The 15,415-nt window shown below is 66.6% G+C and carries 15 protein-coding genes; 13 read left to right on the top strand and 2 right to left on the bottom strand.

Features of this window, described 5'->3' with window-relative positions; all coding sequences use genetic code 11:
* Positions 1-11 precede the first annotated feature (11 nt).
* From AO057_RS05480 to AO057_RS05495, 4 genes are read left to right on the top strand one after another with little or no spacing between them, the layout of a single operon-like run.
* Complete coding sequence (locus tag AO057_RS05480) at positions 12-1,070, top strand: amidohydrolase family protein (protein ID WP_057674676.1); 1,059 nt, start codon at positions 12-14, stop codon at positions 1,068-1,070.
* A 12-nt stretch (positions 1,071-1,082) separates the two neighbouring features.
* Positions 1,083-1,499: a rhodanese-like domain-containing protein gene (locus tag AO057_RS05485; RefSeq protein ID WP_057677181.1), complete on the top strand. Its 417-nt coding sequence runs from the start codon at positions 1,083-1,085 to the stop codon at positions 1,497-1,499.
* On the top strand, positions 1,499-1,900 hold the full coding sequence (locus AO057_RS05490; protein WP_057674677.1) for a YchJ family protein: 402 nt from the start codon (positions 1,499-1,501) through the stop codon (positions 1,898-1,900). The genes AO057_RS05485 and AO057_RS05490 overlap by 1 nt, the downstream gene beginning before the upstream one ends.
* Positions 1,897-2,547: an HAD family hydrolase gene (locus AO057_RS05495; protein WP_057674678.1), complete on the top strand. Its 651-nt coding sequence runs from the start codon at positions 1,897-1,899 to the stop codon at positions 2,545-2,547. Before AO057_RS05490 ends, AO057_RS05495 begins: the two co-directional genes overlap by 4 nt.
* Here AO057_RS05495 and AO057_RS05500 read toward each other — a convergent pair.
* On the bottom strand, positions 2,544-4,709 hold the full coding sequence (locus tag AO057_RS05500) for a sensor domain-containing protein (protein ID WP_240480736.1): 2,166 nt from the start codon (positions 4,707-4,709) through the stop codon (positions 2,544-2,546). The genes AO057_RS05495 and AO057_RS05500 overlap by 4 nt on opposite strands.
* Positions 4,710-4,793: 84 nt before the next feature.
* Positions 4,794-5,471 carry a glutathione S-transferase family protein gene (locus tag AO057_RS05505; RefSeq protein ID WP_057674680.1) on the bottom strand — a complete coding sequence of 226 codons (678 nt, stop codon included), beginning with the start codon at positions 5,469-5,471 and terminating at the stop codon, positions 4,794-4,796.
* A gap of 136 nt (positions 5,472-5,607) precedes the next feature.
* Here AO057_RS05505 and AO057_RS05510 point away from each other — a divergent pair, with 136 nt between their 5' ends.
* From AO057_RS05510 to AO057_RS05550, 9 genes are read left to right on the top strand one after another with little or no spacing between them, the layout of a single operon-like run.
* Entirely contained in the window at positions 5,608-7,215 is a 1,608-nt protein-coding gene (locus AO057_RS05510; protein WP_057674681.1) for a carboxyl transferase domain-containing protein, read from the top strand.
* 51 nt (positions 7,216-7,266) lie between these two features.
* On the top strand, positions 7,267-8,700 hold the full coding sequence (gene bioA, locus AO057_RS05515; RefSeq protein WP_082605421.1) for an adenosylmethionine--8-amino-7-oxononanoate transaminase: 1,434 nt from the start codon (positions 7,267-7,269) through the stop codon (positions 8,698-8,700).
* 2 nt (positions 8,701-8,702) lie between these two features.
* Positions 8,703-9,899, top strand: a complete 1,197-nt coding sequence (gene bioF / locus AO057_RS05520; protein WP_057674682.1) for an 8-amino-7-oxononanoate synthase — start codon at positions 8,703-8,705, stop codon at positions 9,897-9,899.
* A gap of 4 nt (positions 9,900-9,903) precedes the next feature.
* Positions 9,904-10,590 (top strand): dethiobiotin synthase, encoded by a 687-nt coding sequence (gene bioD, locus AO057_RS05525; protein ID WP_057674683.1) that lies wholly within the window; start codon positions 9,904-9,906, stop codon positions 10,588-10,590.
* Positions 10,583-12,586 (top strand): acetyl/propionyl/methylcrotonyl-CoA carboxylase subunit alpha, encoded by a 2,004-nt coding sequence (locus AO057_RS05530; RefSeq protein WP_057674684.1) that lies wholly within the window; start codon positions 10,583-10,585, stop codon positions 12,584-12,586. Before bioD ends, AO057_RS05530 begins: the two co-directional genes overlap by 8 nt.
* A gap of 36 nt (positions 12,587-12,622) precedes the next feature.
* Positions 12,623-13,543 carry a 2-hydroxyacid dehydrogenase gene (locus AO057_RS05535; protein WP_057674685.1) on the top strand — a complete coding sequence of 307 codons (921 nt, stop codon included), beginning with the start codon at positions 12,623-12,625 and terminating at the stop codon, positions 13,541-13,543.
* A gap of 1 nt (position 13,544) precedes the next feature.
* Positions 13,545-14,450 (top strand): hydroxymethylglutaryl-CoA lyase, encoded by a 906-nt coding sequence (locus tag AO057_RS05540; protein ID WP_205629998.1) that lies wholly within the window; start codon positions 13,545-13,547, stop codon positions 14,448-14,450.
* Between the two features lie 5 nt (positions 14,451-14,455).
* Positions 14,456-14,680 (top strand): DUF1289 domain-containing protein, encoded by a 225-nt coding sequence (locus AO057_RS05545; protein WP_057674686.1) that lies wholly within the window; start codon positions 14,456-14,458, stop codon positions 14,678-14,680.
* Positions 14,677-15,303: a 2-hydroxychromene-2-carboxylate isomerase gene (locus AO057_RS05550; RefSeq protein ID WP_057674687.1), complete on the top strand. Its 627-nt coding sequence runs from the start codon at positions 14,677-14,679 to the stop codon at positions 15,301-15,303. The genes AO057_RS05545 and AO057_RS05550 overlap by 4 nt, the downstream gene beginning before the upstream one ends.
* Positions 15,304-15,415 lie beyond the last annotated feature (112 nt).

Below are 15,415 nucleotides of genomic sequence, written 5' to 3' on the forward strand. Positions count from 1 at the left end.
GAGTGAAACGCATGTCGAAGTTACACCGTCCGTTTCATGCCTCTGTCGCAGCGTTGCTGTGGCTGGCGTCCGGGCTCTTCTTCACGCAGGCGCAGGCGCAGCCTATTGCCTGGGTGGATGTGCACTTCCATTTCATTGCCGAGAGCGCTGGTGGGGCTGAGCAACTGGCCAACCAGGGCCTGGAGTTGATGAATCAGGAACGTATCCGAAGGCTGGTGGTGCTGCCCCCACCGCAATCAAAAACGGGTGCGCTCGATGGCTCGCAGCTCGTCGAGGTGCTCAAGAAACATGGGGATCGTTTTGCTGTGGTTGCTGGCGGCGCCACCCTCAATCCGATCTTGCACAACTACAGCAAGCAGACACAGGTTCCAGAGGCGACGCTCAAGGAATTTCGTGAACAGGCCCTGCGCATTGCGGATTCTGGCGTGGTCGGGTTTGGCGAAATCGCGCTGCACCATCTGTCCTTGAATATCAAACATGACTATGAGTCGGTCCCGGCAGACCATCCCATGTTGTTGGTCCTGGCCGACGTTGCCGCTGAACGTGATCTGGTAATGGACCTGCATTTCGATCCAGTGTTGACGCTGACCCCCGTGCCCGCGGAGCTCAAGGAGTTCAACAACCCTGACATATTCCAGCCGAACATCGAGGCATTCGAGCGCTTGCTGCAGCACAACCGCAAGGCCAAGATCGTCTGGGCGCATGCAGGAGGTCTCGACTTCATCGGACAGTACACCCCCATGCTGGTGCGGGACATGTTGTCGCGTCATTCCAACCTGTTTCTCAGCATCCGGCCGATGGCGCGCACGCCTGGCGTCATGGTGACGCCCAGTGGTGAAGTGAATCCCGAGTGGGTGCAGATCGTGCAGGAATACTCCGACCGATTTGTTTTCGGTAGCGACAGTTTCCTCGTGGACCCGAGTGCGAAGTCAGGCTCGGCGGCGCGCCTTTTTGCCGAGCGATCGAAAGCACAACGCATGGGCATACGCCGTGTCCTGATGGCACTGCCCAGGGAGCTTGCCCGGAAGGTCGGGTTTGAGAATGCCGAGCGGCTCTATCGACTCAAGTAAAGGTTGACGATCATGCCCATCACCAAAGGATTCCGCGCCCTCGTCGACGAAGCGATGGCCGAGGTCAAGACCCACACCGTGCCCGAGGTGCTGGCCATGCTGGACGACCCCCAGGTGCACATCGTCGACATCCGCGATGTGCGTGAGCTGAAAGAGGGCACCGTGACCGGCAGCACGCATGCGCCGCGCTGCATGCTGGAGTTCTGGGTGGACCCGGAATCGCCCTATCACAAGCCCATGTGGGCTGACGAGAGCAAGCATTTCATCCTCTTCTGCGGCGCCGGCTGGCGCAGCGCGCTGGCGACCAAGACCCTGCAGGATATGGGCATGACCAATGTCTCGCACATCGATGGCGGTTTCGCCGAATGGGTCAAGCAGGGCGGCCCGGTGGAGACGCTGGAACAGCGCAAGGCCAAAAAAGGCGGCTGATGGCGGCGGATTGCCCCTGCGGCCGAGTTGATGCGGCCGGTCGTGCATTGATCCATGGGGAATGTTGCGGCCGCTACCTCGCGGACTTTGCCGGCACACCGGCCTCCGATGCCGAGGCGCTGATGCGCTCGCGTTACAGCGCCTTTGTGCTGGAGCGGGCCGACTACCTGCTCGCCACCTGGCATGCCAGCACCCGGCCGACGGAACTGGGTTTCGAGGCCGGCGTGAAGTGGCTGGGGCTGGAGGTGAAACAACACCAGCCCATCGATGCGACGCATGCCGAAGTCGAGTTCGTCGCACGCCAGCGCGACAGGAGCGGCCGTGCCGTGCGCCTGCATGAGCGCAGCCGCTTCGTGCGCGAAGACGGGCGCTGGTACTACGTCGATGGTGACTTGAAATGAAATTCGAAGCCGTGCTCTTCGACTGCGATGGTGTGCTGGTCGATTCCGAGCCCATCGTCAACGGCGTGCTGCGCACGATGCTGGCCGAGCGGGGCTGGGTGCTGAGCGAAGCAGAGTGCATGCGCATCTTCATCGGCCGGATGGTGCGCGATGAGAAGGAGCGCATCGAGTTTCACACGGGCCAGCCGCTGACCGAGGCCTGGCTGGCCAGCTTCCGCGAACGCCGCAACGCCGCATTGGAGAACGAGTTGCGCATCGTGGCCAACGCGCAGGCCGCGGTGCATGAGGTACACGAGCGGCTGGACGCGCGCATTGCCTGCGCCTCTGGCGCCGATCGCCACAAGGTCGAACTGCAGCTGCGCAAGGTCGGCCTGCACGACTATTTCGAGGGCCGCATCTTCAGCGGCCACGAGATGCCGCGTTCCAAGCCGCACCCCGATGTCTACCTGGCCGCTGCGGCCGCCCTGTCGGCGCCGCCGCAGCGCTGCGCCGTGGTGGAAGACACGCTGATCGGCACCGCCGCCGGCCTGGCCGCGGGCGCCACGGTGTTTGCCTACGTGCCGCAGGGCGAGGTCGAACCTTTCCTGCGCGCCGGGGTGGCCGCGGTGTTCAGCGACATGGCGCAGCTGCCCGCGCTCTTGTCCTAAACCAGCGGCACAAAACCCGAGGCCGGCCGCGCCGGGGCCGGTATCACGCCGCCGGCCTGCAGCAGGCGTGTCATCTCGGCTTGCGGCAGCGGGCGCGAGAGCAGATACCCCTGGAATTCATGGCAGCCCTGGTAACGCAGGAAATCGAACTGCGCCTGGTTCTCCACGCCCTCGGCCACCACGGTCTTGCGCAGGCTCTGGCCCAGCGAGATCACGGCGCGCGCGATCATGGCCACATCCTCGTCGTGTTCGATGCCGGTGACCAGGGAGCGGTCGATCTTGATGATGTCCAGCGGGAAACGACGCAGATAACTCAGCGCCGAGTAACCGGTGCCGAAGTCGTCCATGGCCAGCTGCACGCCCAGGGCCTTGAAGTCGCCCAGGGTGGCGACCACGCTGTCGCTGTCGCCCATGAAGACGGTCTCCGTGATCTCCAGCTCGACCAGGGAGGAGGGCAGTTGGGCCTCTTCCAGCAGGCCGGCCACATGGGCCACGATGTCGCCGCTGAGGAAGAGGCGCGGCGAGAGGTTGACCGCCACCCGCAGGGGCGTGGGCAACCGCTGGTTCCAGTCACGCGCTGCGGCGAAGGCGCGGCGCAGGATGATGGTGGTCAGAGGCACGATGAGCCCGGTTTCCTCGGCGATGGGGATGAAGCGGTCGGGGCTGACGGGGCCGTACTCCGGGTGGGTCCAGCGCGCGAGCGCCTCCACGCCGACGATACGACGGCGGTGGTCCACCTTGGGCTGGTAGTGCACCTCGAAGTCCTCGTGCTCGATGGCCTGGCGCAGCGCCGCTTCCAGGTTCAGGCGTTCGTCGGCCACGCGGTTGAGTTCGCTGGTGAAGAACTGGAAGTTGTTGCGCCCGCGGTTCTTGGCGGCGTACATGGCGGTGTCGGCATGCTTGAGCAGGCTGGCCGGGTCTTCGCCGTCTCCCGGGTACATGGCCACGCCCAGGCTGGCGCCCACGTGGAACTCGCGCCCCGAGAGCATGACGGGGCGGCCGATCTCGGCCAGCACGCGGCGCAGCTGCGAGATCACCGTGCTGGCGCGGAAGTGGTCGCCCAGCAGCAGCACGAATTCGTCGCCGCCCAGGCGCGCCACCGTGTCGGAGGTGCGCACGCAGTGGCGCAGACGACTGGCGATTTCCTTGAGCAGCTCGTCGCCGGCGCCATGGCCCAGGCTGTCGTTGATGAATTTGAAATTGTCCAGGTCGATGAAGACCACGGTCAGGTAATAACCCAGGCGTGCTGCGCGCGCGATGCCCTGCTCGACCCGGTCGCCCAGCAGGATGCGGTTGGGCAGGCCGGTCAGCATGTCGTGGTTGGCCTGGCGCTCCAGTTCCTCCTGGTAACGCTTGCGCTCCGAGATGTCCTGCACCGTGCCCTCGTAGTAGAGGGTCTGGCCGTCCGTGTCGCGCACGGCGTGGGCGTTCTCGGAGATCCAGATGCGCGTGCCGTCCTGGCGGTAGACCTCGGACTCGAAGTTGAGCACCTCGCCCTGCTGGGCCATGAGCTGGTGGAAGCGCTCGCGCTGGCCGCTGCGGGCGTAGAGCTGGCGGCCGATGTCGTCCAGGCCGGCGATCAGCGCCGCGGGGCTGGCGTAGCCGTAGAGACGGGCCAGCGCCGGGTTGGCCGCCAGGTAACGGCCGTCGATCGAGGTCTGGAAAATGCCTTCGGAGGCGTGTTCGAAGATGCTGCGGTAACGCAGCTCGGCTTCCTTCTGGGCCTGTGCCATTTCACGCTGCGCGCTCATGTCCTCGATGAAGCCTTCGATCACCAGTTCGCCCTGCTCGTCAGAGACGGCGATGCCGCGTTCGTGCACCCACTTGATCTGCCCGGCCTGGGTGGTGATGCGGTATTCGACCGAGAAGCGCTGCCCGCTGCGCACGGCAGCATCGATCTGCCCGCGCACGCGGGGGCGGTCCAGCGGGTGGGTGATGTCCTCCCAGCTGATGGCCGCGTTCTGCACCAGTTCGGCCGGGCCGTAGCCGGTCAGGGGCAGGCAGCCCTGGCTGACGAAGACCATGCGCCAGTTGGCGTCGTTCTGGCAGCGGTAGGCCATGCCGTCCAGGTTGTTGACCAGGGTGTCGAGCACGCGCGCCCGGTCCAGCTCGCCGATGCTGAGCAGGCTGGTGCGGCGGATGCGGGCGGGGTGGACGGTCACGACGGTGTTTTCTTGCACAGATCCTTCAGGGTGAGCAAGCGTCATGCCAGAGCTGGCGCACTGCTGTGGTGCGCCGAATCTTTTTCAGCTGTCGTGAGGCCGCAGGGCCGGCGAGGGCGTGGGGTCCACCCCCTGGGCCCCTGCCGCGGCCTGTTCCGCCGCCAGCGCACGCTGGAAGGCCGGGCGCGCCTGCAGCCGCTGCCAGTAGGCCGTGGTGGCGGGGCCCCACTGCGGTGCCAGGCCCAGGTACCCGGCCAGCAGCAGCGCATAACCCACGCTGGCATCGGCGGCCGTGAAGCGCCCGGCGCACAGGTAATCGCTGCCGGTGACCGCGGCCTCGACCGTGCGCAGGCGGGCCAGAAACCACTTCGCGTAGTCCTCGGCCACCTGCGGCTGGCGTCGCTCCGGCGGCTCGAAGTGGCGGTAACGCAGCACCAGGGTTTGCGGAAAGGTCAGCGTGGCTTCGCCCAGGTGCAGCCAGTTGAGATAAGCGCCGAAGTCCGGCTCGCCGGGTGCCACATCCAAACCCGCTTCAGGCCTCCGGGTCGCCAGGTACTGGCACATGGCGGCCGACTCGGTCATGCGAACCTCGCCGTGCACCAGCAGGGGCACCGTGCCCAGCGGGTTGTGCAGCAGGTAGTCGCGCGCGTGGGCGCGCGGCGGGAAGGGCAGCATGTGCAGCGCGTAGGGCAACTGCAGTTCTTCCAGCATCCACAGGGGGCGGAAGGAGCGGGCACTGACACAGTGGTGGAGGTGGAGCATGGTTTCATCTTGCCGCAAAATGGGCCTCCTTCCGGCTGGGCCGAAGGCTGGAAATCTGCCACAATTGACGTTTACGTAAACGTCAATCAAATCCCGCGATATGAAAATTGCGGGCTGCTGTTGAGAAAGAACGTTCATGCCGATTCTGGAAACCCAACTCAACGCCCGCTCGGCCGATTTCCAGGCCAATGCGACCGCCATGCGTGCCGTGGTGGCTGATCACCAGGCCCAGGTCGACCAGGTGGCCCAGGGCGGCGGCGAGGCCGCCCGTGCCAAGCACACCGCCCGCGGCAAGCTGCTGCCGCGCGAGCGCGTGCAGCGATTGCTCGATCCCGGCACGCCCTTCCTGGAGCTGTCGCCGCTGGCGGCTTTCAACATGTACAACGGCGACGCGCCCTGCGCCGGCCTGATCGCCGGCATCGGCCGTGTCAGCGGCGTGGATTGCATGATCGTCTGCAACGACGCCACCGTGAAGGGCGGCACCTACTATCCCGTCACAGTGAAGAAGCACCTGCGCGCGCAGGAGATCGCGCAGCAGAACCGCCTGCCCTGCATCTATCTGGTGGACTCCGGCGGCGCCAACCTGCCCAACCAGGACGAGGTCTTTCCGGACCGCGAGCACTTCGGCCGCATCTTCTACAACCAGGCGAACATGAGCGCGCTGGGCATTGCGCAGATTGCCGTGGTCATGGGCTCTTGCACCGCCGGCGGGGCCTACGTACCGGCCATGAGCGACGAGGCCATCATCGTCAAGAACCAGGGCACCATCTTCCTCGGTGGCCCGCCGCTGGTGAAAGCCGCCACCGGCGAGGTGGTGACGGCCGAAGACCTGGGCGGGGGCGACGTGCACACGCGCCTGTCGGGCGTGGCCGACCACCTGGCGCAGAACGACCTGCACGCGCTGGCGCTGGCACGGGCCTCGGTGAAGAACCTCAACATCAGCAAGACGCTGCCGGTGAGCGTGGACCCGCCGTTGGCGCCACGTTACCCGGCCGAGGAGCTCTACGGTGTGATCCCGGCCGATACACGCAAGCCTTTCGACGTGCGCGAGATCATTGCGCGCATCGTCGACGGCTCGGAGTTCGACGAGTTCAAGGCGCGCTACGGCACCACGCTGGTGACGGGCTTCGCGCGCATCGAGGGTTTGCCCGTGGGCATCATCGCCAACAACGGCATCCTGTTTTCCGAGAGCGCGCTCAAGGGTGCGCACTTCATCGAGCTGTGCTGCCAGCGCAAGATCCCCCTGGTCTTCCTGCAGAACATCACGGGTTTCATGGTGGGCCGCAAGTACGAGAACGAAGGCATTGCCCGCAACGGCGCCAAGATGGTCACGGCCGTGTCCACGGCCAATGTGCCCAAGTTCACCGTCATCATCGGCGGGGCTTTTTGCGCCGGCAACTACGGCATGTGCGGCCGCGCCTTCAGCCCGCGTTTCCTCTGGATGTGGCCCAACGCGCGCATCAGCGTGATGGGCGGCGAACAGGCCGCCAGCGTGCTGGCCACCGTCAAGCGCGACGGCATCGAGGGCAAGGGTGGCTCATGGAGCGCGCAGGAGGAAGAGGCTTTCAAGGCGCCGATCCGCCAGCAGTACGAGGAGCAGGGCCACCCCTACTACGCCACGGCCCGCTTGTGGGACGACGGCGTGATCGACCCGGCCGATACGCGGCGGGTACTGGCGCTGGGCCTGTCGGCCTCGCTCAATGCGCCGATCCCGGACATGAAGTTCGGTGTGTTCCGCATGTGATGCGGCCTGGCCTGCCAGAATGCGGGCCCCTTGAAGAAATCCGGAACTGAATTGAAAGTCTCAACTTCCTCCGCCCTGCCATCCGACGATTGGGTCGCGCGCAGCCTGCGCAGCGTCTGGCATCCTTGCACGCAGATGCAGCACCACGAGACCGTGCCGCTGATTCCGGTCAGCCACGGACGCGGGGCCTGGCTGGTCGATGTGCAGGGCAAGGAGTACCTCGACGCCATCAGTTCCTGGTGGGTCAACCTGTTCGGCCATGCCAATCCGCGCATCAACGCGGCACTCAAGGATCAGCTCGACAAGCTGGAGCACGCCATGCTGGCCGGCTTCACGCACCAGCCCGTGGTCGAGCTGTCCGAGCGCCTGGGCGCGTTGACCGGGGGCGTGCTGGGGCACTGCTTCTATGCCTCGGATGGGGCCTCGGCGGTGGAGATCGCGCTGAAGATGAGTTTTCATTACTGGCGCAACAGCGGCCAGAGCCAGAAGCAGGAGTTTGTCTGTCTGTCCGGCAGTTACCACGGTGAGACCATCGGGGCTCTGGCCGTGACCGACGTGGCCCTGTTCCGTGACGCCTATGGCCCGCTGCTGCAGCGCGCCCATGTGGTGGCTTCACCCGATGCGCGTCTGGCCCAGCCCGGCGAGAGTGCCGCGGATGTGGCGCGTCGCGCCGCCGCCGCACTGGAAACGCTGCTGCAGGAACGCAGCGGCAAGGTGGCCGCGGTGATCGTCGAGCCCCTGGTGCAGTGCGCTACCGGCATGGCCATGCACGACCCGGAGTACCTGCGGCAGGTGCGTGCCATCTGCGACCGCCACCAGGTGCACCTGATTGCCGACGAGATCGCCGTGGGCTGCGGCCGCACCGGCACCTTCTTCGCCTGCGAGCAGGCCGGCATCTGGCCGGACTTCGTCTGCCTGTCCAAGGGCATCAGCGGCGGCTACCTGCCGCTGTCACTGGTGATGACACGTGAGAGCATCTACCAGGCCTTTTACGATGCCGACGTCACGCGTGGCTTTCTGCACTCGCATTCCTACACCGGCAACCCGCTGGCCTGCCGTGCGGCGCTGGCCACGCTGGACATCTTTGCGCAGGACGATGTGCTGAATGCCAACCGCGGGAAGGCGCAGCAGCTCACCGAGGCGCTGCTGCCGCTGGCCAACGATGAACGCGTCCGGCATTTCCGCCGCCGCGGCATGATCTGGGCCTTCGACGCCGTGGTGAACGATGCCGACCAGGCGGCCACTTTCTCGCGGCGTTTCTTCACGGCAGCCCTGCAGCGCGGCCTGCTCCTGCGCCCCATCGGCCGCACGGTCTACCTCATGCCTCCTTACATCCTGGATGACGAAGAAATCGCCCAGCTGGCGCAGCGCACACGCGCCGTGTTCGATGAGGTGATGAGCGCCGCCGGGCCGTCCCAAGGCGCGAGGGCCCCCTCAGGGGGCAGCGAACCACACGCAGTGGGTGAGCGTGGGGGAGCCTTATGAGCATGAGCTTTGCTCCGATCACAACGCTGCAAGAGCAGATTGAACAACTCGATACGCAGGGTCTGCGCCGCCGCCGCCGCACGACAGAAACCGCCTGTGCCCCGAACCTCATGCTGGACGGCCAGCGCGTACTGAGTTTCAACAGCAATGATTACCTGGGCCTGGCGGCTGATGCACGCATCGCCGCGGCGCTGCAGGAGGGTGTGAGCCTCTATGGCGCCGGCAGCGGCGCCTCGCACCTGGTCAGCGGGCACTCCAAAGCCCATGAGGAACTGGAAGAACGTCTGGCCGCCTTCGAGGCACCGCATCTGGAGCAGGCGCGTGCGCTGTACCTGAGCACCGGCTACATGGCCAATCTGGCGGTGCTGACGGCCCTGGCGGCGGCCACACCGGGCGAGGCCGAGATCTTTTCCGATGCACTGAACCACGCCTCCATCATCGACGGCACGCGCCTGGCGCGCGCCAAGATCACGGTCTATCCGCACTGCGACGTGGCCGCGCTGGAGGCCGCGCTGTCGACCAGCACGGCCAAGACGAAGATCGTGGTCACCGACAGTGTCTTCAGCATGGACGGCGACATCGCCCCGCTGCCCGCTCTGCTGGCCCTGTGCGAACGATTTGGCGCCTGGCTGGTGGTGGACGATGCCCACGGCTTTGGCGTGCTGGGTGAGCATGGCCGTGGCGCGCTGGAGCATTTCAAACTGCGCTCACCCCAGCTGGTCTACATGGGCACGCTGGGCAAGGCTGCCGGTGTCAGCGGTGCCTTCGTGGCCGCGCATGAAACCGTGATCGACTGGCTGGTGCAGCGCGCGCGGCCCTATATCTACACGACCGCCGCTGCGCCGGCCCTGGCTCATGCGCTGCTGACCAGCATCAACATCATCGACAGCCGCGAAGGACAGCAGCGCCGCGCCCAGCTGGAGTTGTTGCAGCACCAGTTGGCCGGTATGCCGGTGCGCGCGGACTGGAAGCACCTGGCCTCGGCCACGCCCATCCAGCCGTTGATCATCGGCGGCAATGCCGAGGTGATGGCGGCGGCGCAGGCGCTGGAAGCCCAGGGCCTCTGGGTGTCGGCCATCCGCGCCCCCACCGTGCCGGTGGGCACCGCGCGCCTGCGTTTCACGCTGTCGGCGGCCCACACCCACGACGATGTGGCGCGGCTACTGGCGGCGTTGGGGCAACTGGCGCAGGAGGCCTGAAACCATGAAGGCTTTTTCCTGCTTCGTCACGGGTACCGACACCGAGATCGGCAAGACCCTCATCAGCAGCGCCCTGCTGTATGCCCTCGGACAGGCGGGGGTGCGCGCCGCCGGCATGAAACCCCTGGCGGCCGGCGCCGAACTGCGTGATGGCGTCTGGTCTAACGAGGACGTGGACCAGCTCTATGACGCAGCGCCCCTGAAGCTGCCGCGCGAACTGACCACCCCCTACCTGCTGCGCACGCCGGCGGCGCCCCATATCGCGGCGGCGCTGGAGTGCGTGCTGATCGAGCCGCGCCGCATCATCGCCAGCTACGAGCAGGTGCGCACCCAGGCCGAGGCCGTGGTGGTCGAGGGGGTGGGCGGCTGGCGCGTGCCGCTGACCCATGGTTACGACACCTCGGACCTGGCCCGCCAACTGGGTCTGCCCGTGGTGCTGGTCGTGGGCTTGCGCCTGGGTTGCATCAACCATGCCCTGCTGACCGCCGAGGCCATTGCCTCGCGCGGGCTCAAGCTGGCCGGCTGGGTAGCCAACACCGTGGACCCGGCCATGGCCCACATGGACGGCAATATCGAAGCGATCGCCGCGCGCATTTCCGCCCCGCTGCTGGGCCATGTGCCGCGACTCGACCACCCAACCGCGGCCGCCGCGGCCGCTTACCTGGACCTGGGAAAGGTGAAGTATGTTTAAGAAGATATTGATTGCCAATCGCGGGGAGATCGCCTGCCGCGTGGCCGCGACCGCACGCCGCCTGGGCATCCAGACCGTGGCCGTCTATTCCGATGCCGATGCCAACGCCAAGCACGTGGCCGTCTGCGACGAGGCCGTGCACATCGGCGGCAGCGCGCCGGCCGAGAGTTATCTGCGCTGGGAACGCATCATCGAGGCGGCGCAGGCCACCGGTGCGCAGGCCATCCACCCGGGTTATGGCTTTCTCAGCGAGAACGAGGCCTTTGCCCAGGCCTGTGCGAAAGCCGGGCTGGTCTTCATCGGCCCGCCGGCCGCGGCCATCCAGGCCATGGGCCTGAAAGCCGAATCCAAACGCCTGATGGAAAAAGCCGGCGTGCCGCTGGTGCCGGGGTACCACGGTGCCGACCAGGACACCAGGCTCTTGCAGCACGAGGCCGACCGCATCGGCTACCCGGTGCTGATCAAGGCCAGTGCCGGCGGTGGCGGCAAGGGCATGCGCGTGGTGGAAAAACGCGAGGATTTCGAGAGCTCGCTGGCCTCCTGCCAGCGCGAGGCCATCAACAGCTTTGGCGATGCGGCGGTGCTGATCGAGAAATACGTGCTGCGCCCGCGCCATATCGAGATCCAGGTCTTCGGCGATACGCAGGGCAACTGTGTCTACCTGTTCGAACGCGACTGTTCGGTGCAGCGCCGTCACCAGAAGGTGCTGGAGGAGGCGCCGGCGCCCGGCATGACACCCGAACTGCGGCAGCAGATGGGCCAGGCCGCAGTGGCCGCGGCGCGCGCCGTCAACTACGTGGGCGCGGGTACGGTGGAGTTCATCGTCGAGCAGCGCGAAGGCCGGATGAGCTTCTTCTTCATGGAGATGAACACCCGCCTGCAGGTCGAGCACCCGGTGACCGAGGCCATCACCGGGCTGGACCTGGTGGAATGGCAGCTGCGCGTGGCCGCGGGTCAGCCGCTGCCGCTCAAGCAGGAGCAGATCAAGATCCAGGGCCACGCCATCGAGGCGCGCATCTGCGCCGAGAATCCGGACAGGCATTTCCTGCCGGCCACGGGCATGCTGCAGGTCTATGCCTTGCCGGCATGCAGCACGTTCGAGCGGGCCGATGTGCGCGTGGACTCCGGTGTGCGTGAAGGTGACGCCATCAGTCCGTTCTATGACTCCATGGTCGCCAAGCTCATCGTGCACGGCGACACGCGCGAGCAGGCCCTGGCCCGGCTCGACGCCGCGCTGGCCGCCACGCGGATCGTGGGCCTGCAGACCAATGTGCAGTTCCTGCGCCATGTGGTGGGCAGCCGCTCCTTCGCCCAGGCCGACCTGGACACCGCGCTGATCGTGCGCGAGGCGGCCGTGCTGTTCGAGCAGGAAAAGGTGGGCCTGCCCCTGGCCGCCGCGGCCGTGGTGGCGCACACGCTGCTGCAGGAGCAGGGCACCGCACCCTCGGTGGGCTGGGTTGATCCCTGGGCGCGGCGCGACGGCTGGCGTTCGCACGGCCTGACGCAGCGCTACTTCGACCTGGCGTTTCATGGCGAGCAGCACACGGCGGTGCTGACCTATCTGCACGACGGCGCCTTGCAGCTGCGGGTGGAAGAGGCGGGGGCCACGCTGCAGTTCAAGCGCCATGGCGACGACATCGTCCTGCACTACGCTGGCCTGCGTGTGCTTGCGCAGGTGTTGCGCAGTGGCGAGGTGGCCCATGTGTTCATGCCCCAGGGCGCCACCCAGATCACCGTGCTCGACGCACTGGCCCATGCCGGCGAGGCGCAGGCCGAAGGCGGCCGCCTGACGGCGCCCATGCCAGGCAAGGTCGTGTCCTTCGCTGTCAAGGCGGGTGACACCGTCTCCAAGGGCCAGGTGCTGGCCGTGATGGAGGCCATGAAGATGGAACACACCATCGCGGCACCCGCCGCGGGGGTGGTGGCCGAGCTGCTGTATGCGCCGGGCGACCAGGTGGGCGAGGGCGCGGAACTGTTGAAGTTGTCAGCCATGTGACCTGGCCTTTGCGTTTGTGCCCTTAAGCTCGCCGTCATGAAGATTTATTTCTGCTGCACCGACTTCAAGGCCGAACCCTGGCTGGCCGCGCTGCGCACCGCGCTGCCGCAGGCCGAGATCGAGGTCTGGGCGCCCGGCGCCGGCCCGGCCGACTACGCGGTGGTCTGGGCGCCGCCGCAAGCTTTCCTGGACGAGCAGCCGCAGATCAAGGCCCTGTTCAATATCGGCGCCGGTGTCGATGCGCTCACGCAGCTCAAACTGCCCGCGACGACGAAGCTGGTGCGGCTGGACGATGCCGGCATGTCGGTGCAGATGGCGGAGTACGTGGTGCACGCCCTGATCCGCCACTTCCGCGAGTTCGACATTTACGCGACTGACGTGGCAGGCGGGAAGTGGTCTTTCCGCAAGCCCCGCCTGCGCGAGGACTTCCCCGTGGGCATCATGGGCCTGGGCGTGCTGGGCCAGCGTGTGGCGCGCGCGGTGCAGGCCTTCGAGTTCCCGGTGCGCGGCTGGAGCCGTGCCCCGAAGGAACTGCATGGCGTGCGCTGCTACGCGGGTGAGGCGCAGTTTGCCGAATTCCTGGCCGAGACCAAGGTGCTGGTCTGCCTGCTGCCACTGACCGAAGAGACCCGCGGCATCATGAACCGCGAGACGCTGTCACTGTTGCAGCCCGGCGGCTACGTGATCAACGTGGCGCGCGGCGCGCATCTGGTGGAGGAAGACCTGATCCCGCTGATCGACAGCGGCCACCTGGCGGGTGCCGCGCTGGACGTGTTCCGCCAGGAGCCGCTGCCGGCCGGCCACCCGTTCTGGCGTCATCCGAAGATCACGATGACACCGCACACGGCGGCGCGCACCCTGCGTGACGAGAGCGTGGCGCAGATCGCCAGCAAGATCGCCCGGCTGGCGCGTGGGGAATCCATCGCTGGTATCGTCGATCCCTCGAAAGGTTATTGACATGAGTCTTCCCACCCGCGTCCAACTGGTCGATGTCGGTCCGCGCGACGGCCTGCAGAACGAGAAGCAGCCGGTGCCGGCGGCCGTCAAGATCGGGCTGGTGCAGCGCCTGCAGGACGCCGGCCTGACGGAGATTGAGGTCACCAGTTTCGTGTCGCCGAAGTGGGTGCCGCAGATGGCCGACAACGCCGAGGTCATGGCCGGCATCACGCGCCAGGCGGGGGTGCGCTATTCGGTGCTGGTGCCGAACATGAAGGGTTACGAGGCGGCGGTGCTCTCGAAGCCGGACGAGATCGTGGTCTTCGGCGCGGCCAGCGAACTCTTCAGCCAGAAGAACATCAACTGCTCGATCGCCGAGAGCATCGAGCGTTTCGCCCCGGTGGTCGCTGCTGCGCGGGCCGCCGGCATCCAGGTGCGCGGCGCCATCTCATGCGCCATGGCCTGTCCCTACGAAGGCGACGTGGCGCCCGAGCGGGTGGAGTTGGTGGCACGGCTGATGAAGCAGATCGGCGTGCAGCGGGTGGACGTGGCGGACACCATCGGTGCGGCCACGCCGCTCAAGACCCGGCGCGCCATGGAAGCGGCGCTCAAGCACTACGATCTCCATGACGTCTCGGGCCACTTCCACGACACCTATGGTCAGGCGCTGGCCAACACCTACGCCGCGCTGGAAATGGGCGTCTGGAATTTCCAGTCCTCCGTGGCCGGCCTGGGCGGCTGTCCCTATGCCAAAGGCGCCACGGGCAACGTAGCCACCGAAGACGTGGTCTACATGCTGCGCGGCATGGGCATCGAGACCGGCATCGATCTGGACAAGCTGGTCGATGCCGGCCAGTACATCAGCGACTTCCTGCAGCGCAAGCCCAATTCGCGTGCCGCGACGGCCTTGCTGAACAAGCGGGTCTGAGCGCGATGGAATGGCTGGCCGAGAAGGCAGTGGCGGCGCAGGCGCAGGCCTGTAACCTGCCCTCACCCTGCATCTCAGTCTGCCGCATGGAAGCGGCCACGGGTTTGTGCAAGGGCTGCCTGCGCACGCTGGACGAGATCGCTGCCTGGTCCACCCTGGATGACGCGGGCAAGCGCACCATCTGGGCCCGCATCGAGGCACGCGCCACGGCGCAAGGAGTGAACCCGTGAAGCAGATCACCTTCTACCTGGACTTCATCTCGCCCTACACGCACCTGGCTTTCGAGAAGCTGCCCGAGGCGCTGATGGGCCTGAGCTACTCCGTCAGCTACCGGCCGGTGCTGCTGGGCGCCATGCTGCGGCACCACAAGCTGCTGGGACCGGCCGAGGTGCCGGCCAAACGCGAGTGGACCTATCGGCATGTGATGTGGTTGGGTCAGCAGCAGGGCGTCACGCTGCAGATGCCGGCCGTGCACCCCTTCAACCCGCTGCCCCTGCTGCGCCTGGCGATTGCGGCGGCCAACGGCGGCGACCCCAACCGTTATGTCTGCGAGACCCTGTTGGGCCATGTCTGGCATGGCGGACTGGACGCCAACGACCCCGCGCGCCTGCAGTCCTTGCGCGAGCAGCTGGCACCGCCGCTCCAAGCCGACGACGAGGCCGTCAAGGCCCGCCTGCGTGCCAACACCGACGCGGCCGTGGCTGCCGGCGTCTTCGGTGTGCCGTCTTTCGTGGTCGATGACCGCATGTTCTGGGGCCTGGACAGCCTGCCCATGCTGCGTCGTTACCTCGAAAGCGATGCCTGGTTCGACGGGCCGGGCTGGTGGGCCCAGACGGCGGTACCTGACGCCTGAGTCCGGGGCACGCAGCGTTTCCCGGCAGGTGAAAGAAAATCCGCGGGTTACTACCTAATTCGTCAGCCTGCGTTCAGGCCGGCGTCAGCCCACGTTGGTTTCGCGTCAGAGC

The organism is Curvibacter sp. PAE-UM, assembly GCF_001432305.1.
GTDB lineage: Bacteria > Pseudomonadota > Gammaproteobacteria > Burkholderiales > Burkholderiaceae_C > Hylemonella.

What these genes read in the sequence shown, in the direction of transcription:
- AO057_RS05480 (WP_057674676.1), top strand. Translation starts at nt 12, where the DNA reads ATGTCGAAGTTACACCGTCCGTTTCATGCCTCTGTCGCAGCGTTGCTG.
- AO057_RS05485 (WP_057677181.1), top strand. Translation starts at nt 1,083, where the DNA reads ATGCCCATCACCAAAGGATTCCGCGCCCTCGTCGACGAAGCGATGGCC.
- AO057_RS05490 (WP_057674677.1), top strand. Translation starts at nt 1,499, where the DNA reads ATGGCGGCGGATTGCCCCTGCGGCCGAGTTGATGCGGCCGGTCGTGCA.
- AO057_RS05495 (WP_057674678.1), top strand. Translation starts at nt 1,897, where the DNA reads ATGAAATTCGAAGCCGTGCTCTTCGACTGCGATGGTGTGCTGGTCGAT.
- AO057_RS05505 (WP_057674680.1), bottom strand. Translation starts at nt 5,471, where the DNA reads ATGCTCCACCTCCACCACTGTGTCAGTGCCCGCTCCTTCCGCCCCCTG.
- AO057_RS05510 (WP_057674681.1), top strand. Translation starts at nt 5,608, where the DNA reads ATGCCGATTCTGGAAACCCAACTCAACGCCCGCTCGGCCGATTTCCAG.
- bioF (WP_057674682.1), top strand. Translation starts at nt 8,703, where the DNA reads ATGAGCTTTGCTCCGATCACAACGCTGCAAGAGCAGATTGAACAACTC.
- bioD (WP_057674683.1), top strand. Translation starts at nt 9,904, where the DNA reads ATGAAGGCTTTTTCCTGCTTCGTCACGGGTACCGACACCGAGATCGGC.
- AO057_RS05530 (WP_057674684.1), top strand. Translation starts at nt 10,583, where the DNA reads ATGTTTAAGAAGATATTGATTGCCAATCGCGGGGAGATCGCCTGCCGC.
- AO057_RS05535 (WP_057674685.1), top strand. Translation starts at nt 12,623, where the DNA reads ATGAAGATTTATTTCTGCTGCACCGACTTCAAGGCCGAACCCTGGCTG.
- AO057_RS05540 (WP_205629998.1), top strand. Translation starts at nt 13,545, where the DNA reads ATGAGTCTTCCCACCCGCGTCCAACTGGTCGATGTCGGTCCGCGCGAC.
- AO057_RS05545 (WP_057674686.1), top strand. Translation starts at nt 14,456, where the DNA reads ATGGAATGGCTGGCCGAGAAGGCAGTGGCGGCGCAGGCGCAGGCCTGT.